2 protein-coding genes are annotated in these 5,363 nt (G+C 72.1%); both read left to right on the top strand.

What is annotated here, in order from left to right:
* The first annotated feature begins 446 nt into the window (after nt 1-446).
* On the top strand, nt 447-2,879 hold the full coding sequence (lon, locus tag ACFW2E_RS31800; RefSeq protein WP_384470777.1) for an endopeptidase La: 2,433 nt from the start codon (nt 447-449) through the stop codon (nt 2,877-2,879).
* A 273-nt stretch (nt 2,880-3,152) separates the two neighbouring features.
* Nucleotides 3,153-5,237, top strand: a complete 2,085-nt coding sequence (locus tag ACFW2E_RS31795; protein WP_384470774.1) for a hypothetical protein — start codon at nt 3,153-3,155, stop codon at nt 5,235-5,237.
* Nucleotides 5,238-5,363 lie beyond the last annotated feature (126 nt).

Raw genomic sequence — 5,363 nt, 5'->3', positions numbered from 1 at the left:
GACACCACCCGCTCCCAACCCCCCCCCCCCGGGGTCGTGCGGGGGGGGCCTCGCGCGGGTGGCCGCGGCCGCCCCCGCGGGCCGCTGAGCTTCCGGAAGAAGACCTCGCCGTCGCCCCTCGGCCGGCCGTCGGGGGCGAGGCGGGTGCATCGGCATCCGGTGCACTGCTGCCACGCGTGCGCTTCTCACGGATCTGTCCCCGCTCGCGGCTCCGGCCCCGCGGTGTCGTGCCGCCTTGCATCCGGCGGCAGTTGTCGACGCCCTCCCGTGAACGCTTTCGCGGTGAGCGCGGGAACCGCTCGGGCATAACGGCGTGCCGTCCCTGGTTTTCCCAGGTGGAACAGGGTGATTCGGTGATCGCTCAGAGCGAACACGCCCAGGGGAACATTCGGGGGCTCACGTGCATTGAGTCGGCATAGCTCAACTTGACTGCCGAAGGGGAGATCATGGCTGCTGAGTCCACGGCGTTCACACCGCTCACTCTGCCCGTGCTGCCGCTCGACGACGAGGTCGTGCTGCCCGGGATGGTGGTTCCGCTGGACCTCAACGACGCCGACGTACGGGCCGCGGTGGAGGCCGCCCAGGCCGCCGCCCGCTCGGAGCCCGGAAAGCCGAAGGTTCTCCTGGTGCCGCGCATCGACGGGACGTACCCGGGCACCGGCGTGCTCGGCACCGTCGAGCAGGTCGGCCGGCTGGCGGACGGTGACCCGGGCGCGCTGATCCGCGGCCGCGGCCGGGTGCGGATCGGTGCCGGGACCACCGGACCGGGTGCGGCGCTGTGGGTCGAGGGCACGCGTATCGACGAGCAGGTGCCCGAGCCGCTGCCGGGGCACGTCACCGAACTGGTCAAGGAGTACAAGGCGCTCGCCACCGCCTGGCTGCGCAAGCGCGGTGCCTGGCAGGTCGTCGACCGCGTCCAGGCCATCGACGACGTCTCCGCGCTCGCCGACAACTCCGGCTACTCGCCCTTCCTGACCACCGAGCAGAAGGTCGAACTGCTGGAGACCGCGGACCCGGTCGCCCGCCTCAAGCTGGCCACCCAGCACCTGCGCGACCACCTCGCCGAGCAGGACGTCGCCGAGACCATCGCCAAGGACGTCCAGGAGGGCGTCGACAAGCAGCAGCGCGAGTTCCTGCTCCGCCGTCAGCTGGAGGCCGTCCGCAAGGAACTGCGCGAGCTGAACAGCGAGAACGGCAAGGATTCCGCCGAGGAGTCCGACGACTACCGCGCCCGCGTCGAGGCCGCCGACCTGCCGGGGAAGGTCCGTGAGGCCGCCCTCAAGGAGGTCGACAAGCTGGAGCGGGCGTCCGACCAGTCGCCCGAGGGCTCCTGGATCCGGACCTGGCTCGACACGGTCCTCGAACTCCCGTGGAACGAGCGGACCGAGGACGCGTACGACATCCAGGGCGCCAAGGCCGTGCTCGACGCCGAGCACGCCGGTCTGGAGGACGTGAAGGAGCGGATCACCGAGTACCTGGCGGTGCGCAAGCGCCGCACCGACCGCGGCCTGGGCGTGATCGGCGGCCGGCGCGGCGGTGCCGTGCTGGCCCTCGTCGGCCCGCCCGGCGTCGGCAAGACGTCGCTCGGCGAGTCCGTGGCGCACGCCATGGGCCGCAAGTTCGTCCGGGTCGCCCTCGGCGGCGTCCGCGACGAGGCCGAGATCCGCGGTCACCGCCGTACCTACGTCGGCGCGCTGCCCGGCCGGATCGTGCGGGCGATCAAGGAGGCCGGGTCGATGAACCCGGTCGTCCTCCTCGACGAGATCGACAAGGTGGGCTCCGACTTCCGGGGCGACCCGGCCGCCGCCCTGCTGGAGGTCCTCGACCCGGCGCAGAACCACACCTTCCGGGACCACTACCTGGAGGTGGAGCTGGACCTGTCGGACGTCGTCTTCCTCGCCACCGCCAACGTCCTGGAGGCCATCCCCGAGGCACTGCTCGACCGTATGGAGCTGGTCCGCCTGGACGGCTACACCGAGGACGAGAAGGTCGTCATCGCCCGGGACCACCTGCTCCCGCGCCAGCTGGAGCGGGCGGGGCTCGGCGAGGACGAGGTGACCCTCGACGAGAGCGCGCTGCGCAAGCTGGCCGGCGAGTACACCCGGGAGGCGGGCGTGCGCACCCTGGAGCGGTCCATCGCCCGGCTGCTGCGCAAGGTCGCGGCCCAGCACGAACTGGGCGAGCGGGAGCTGCCGTTCACCATCACGGACGGCGACCTGCGGGCCCTGATCGGCCGGCCGCACCACGTGCCCGAGTCCGCGCAGGACCCGGCCGAGCGCCGTACGGCGGTCCCCGGCGTGGCGACCGGCCTCGCGGTGACCGGCGCCGGTGGTGACGTGCTGTTCGTGGAGGCGTCCCTCGCCGACCCCGAGACCGGCGCGGCGGGCCTGACCCTGACGGGCCAGCTGGGCGACGTGATGAAGGAGTCGGCACAGATCGCGCTGAGCTTCCTGCGCAGCCACGGAGCCGAGCTGGAGCTGCCGGTGGCCGACCTGAAGGACCGGGGCGTGCACATCCACTTCCCGGCGGGCGCGGTCCCCAAGGACGGCCCGAGCGCCGGCGTCACGATGACCACGGCCCTCGCCTCGCTCCTGTCCGGCCGGCTGGTCCGCACGGACGTGGCGATGACGGGCGAGGTCTCGCTGACCGGCCGGGTGCTCCCGATCGGCGGTGTGAAGCAGAAGCTGCTGGCAGCGCACCGGGCGGGTGTCACCACGGTGGTCATCCCCAAGCGCAACGAGCCCGACCTGGACGACGTTCCCACCGAGGTGCTGGACAAGCTCGACGTCCACACCGTCACGGACGTCCGCCAGGTACTGGAGCTGGCCCTGGTGCCGGCCACGAACGGCGCGGAGCCGGAGGTTCCGGTGGCGGCGTGACGGACGTCATCGGATGAAGGGAAGGCCCGGGTCCCGTGAGGGAGGCCCGGGCCTTTCCCCTACCGGACGACCACCCCACGACCACCCCACGGTCACCCCACGACCACCCGACGACCGCCGACGACAGAAAAGGCCCTTGCCGAAGAGCAGATGAAGCCTTTCCGAGGGAAAGGTGTACAACTCTTCGCCCCCCTCCTCGGTCGAACTGACGAACAGACGGCATTTGGCCGGCCGTGTGACCGTGTGCAATCCCGTGGGGGGAAAGCCTTGTCCGTGATCATTCGTCGGTTGTGCGGTGTCGTGCGCGTACGCGGGACGACCGACCTGCTGCTCGTACTCCTGCTCGGCGCGGGGTTCGCGGCGCTTCCCGTCTTCGCGCTGCTGCCCTCGGTGCGCTGGTTCGCCGTCGCGTCGGCCGTGACCTACGTCGTGGACGAGGTGCTGCACACCCGGGCGCCCGGCTTCGTCCGCCGTCTGGCGACGCTGCAGCTCAACCGCACCATGCGGTTCGCCATCCGGACGGTGATGCTGCTCGCGCTGGCCAGCCGGACCGGCGCGCCGGACCGGGTGCTGGTCACCGCGCTGGCCGTCTTCAGCGCGCACTTCGCGCTGGTGATGCTCTACTCGGCGGTGCACCACGCCATCCGGCTGCGCCGGGTGATGCCGCTGGTGGCGCGCAACCTCGACCTCGGTGCGCTGGGCGTTCCGCAGCGCCCGCCCGCGATCCTGTACCGGCGCTTCCTGCGCAAGCTGCTCCACCTCGACATACCGGCCCACGCGGGACTGCTCGCCGCACTGGTGGCCGGGTCCTGGTACCCGGCGGACGCCGGCTTCGGGCTGACGACGGGACTGTCCGTGGCGGCCGTGCTGGCCCTGCTGGGGCAGTACCGCCGGGTCCGCCGGATGCCGGTCAGGGACGACGTGTTCGCCGAGGTCAACCGGCAGCTCGCGGCGCACCGGCCCGAGGTCGCCCTGTACTTCAGCTTCGCCTCGGTGTCCCGGGACTTCATGTACCAGGTCAACATGTGGATCGAGACGCTGGAGGGACTGGACCTGCGCCCGGTGATCGTGCTGCGCGAGCGGGCCTCGTTCCGCCATCTGAGCCGCACCCGCATCCCGGTGGTCTGCGTGCCCAAGGCCGACGACCTGGCCGAGCTGGAACTGTCCGGCGTCCGGGTGGTTCTGTATCCCGGCAACGCGGGCAAGAACGTGCGCATGCTGCGCGTGGCCGAGGCGAAGCACGTCTTCATCGGCCACGGCGACAGCGACAAACTCGCCAGCAGCAACCGGGTGAGCAAGGTGTACGACGAGATCTGGGTGGCCGGCCGGGCGGGCCGCGACCGCTACCGGCGCGTACGGCACGCCATCAGCGACGAGGCCATCGTCGAGGTGGGCCGGCCCCAGCTGGCGCCGATCCGGCTGCACGCCGACCACACCCCGGGTCCGCTGCCGACCGTCCTCTACGCCCCCACCTGGGAGGGCTGGAGCGACGACGACTGCCACACCTCGCTGATCCCGATGGGCGTGACGCTGATCGAGCGCCTCCTCGAGGAGAGCGTGCGCGTCGTCTACAAGCCGCATCCGCTCACCGGCAAGCGCTCGGCCGAGGCGGCGGAGGCGGACCGGGCCGTGCGGGAGCTGCTGCGGGCCGACAACGAGCGGCGCGGGGCGGCGGAGGCGGAGGCCGCCGTGGCCGCCGCCGCGCCGCGGCTGCGGGAGATCCGGGCCCGCCTGGACGAACTGGCCGGACGCCAGGGCGGCGACGACGCCCAGCAGATCCGTGACGCGCGGCTGCCCGACCTCGACGGCGCGGCCGAGTGGCAGGAACTGCACGCCGAGTGGCACCGCCTGTTCTGGGAGAGCCGCGGCCCGGTCCGGCACCACGTCGTCCTCAGGCAGCTGCCGACGCTGTACGAGTGCTTCAACCAGGCGGACATCCTCGTCAGCGATGTCTCCTCCGTGGTCGCCGACTTCGTCGCCAGCCTCAAGCCGTACGTCCTGACCAACGCCCACGACCTGCCCGACGAGGAGTTCAGGGCCGCGTACACCACCGCCGGCGGCGCCTATCTGCTCGACCGGGAGTGCGCACGGCTGCCGGAGATCCTTCGCTCGGTCCGCGAGCCGCGGCACGACCCGATGGCCGCGGAGCGCCGCGCGCTCAAGGAGTACGTCCTGGGTCCGGACCACCCCACCTCCATGGAGCGGTTCAACGCCGCCGTCAACGTGCTCGCCGACCGGGCCGCGGCGGAGCGGGAGCAGGACCGGCCGGCCGGCCCGCAGGACATCGTTTTCCCGCAGCAGCGGACCGCCTCGGCGGCCGGTGACCTGCCCGTGGATCCGAAGGGCCTCGTCGGCTGAACGGCCCCAGGCCGGCCGCACGTACCGGGACACCCGGCGGCACGCCCCCCGCGCCCGGGGGCGGCGCCCGGGGCGCGGGGCGGGTAAAAAAAAAAAGAACACCCACCAAAAAGAACAACTAAAGGT

It is taken from the genome of Streptomyces sp. NPDC058964 (assembly GCF_042741275.1).
Taxonomy (GTDB): domain Bacteria; phylum Actinomycetota; class Actinomycetes; order Streptomycetales; family Streptomycetaceae; genus Streptomyces.
This window is presented reverse-complemented; position numbering and strand designations above follow the sequence as displayed.

Excerpts from the sequence above, each read along its gene's own strand:
- lon (WP_384470777.1), top strand. The coding sequence starts at position 447 with ATGGCTGCTGAGTCCACGGCGTTCACACCGCTCACTCTGCCCGTGCTG.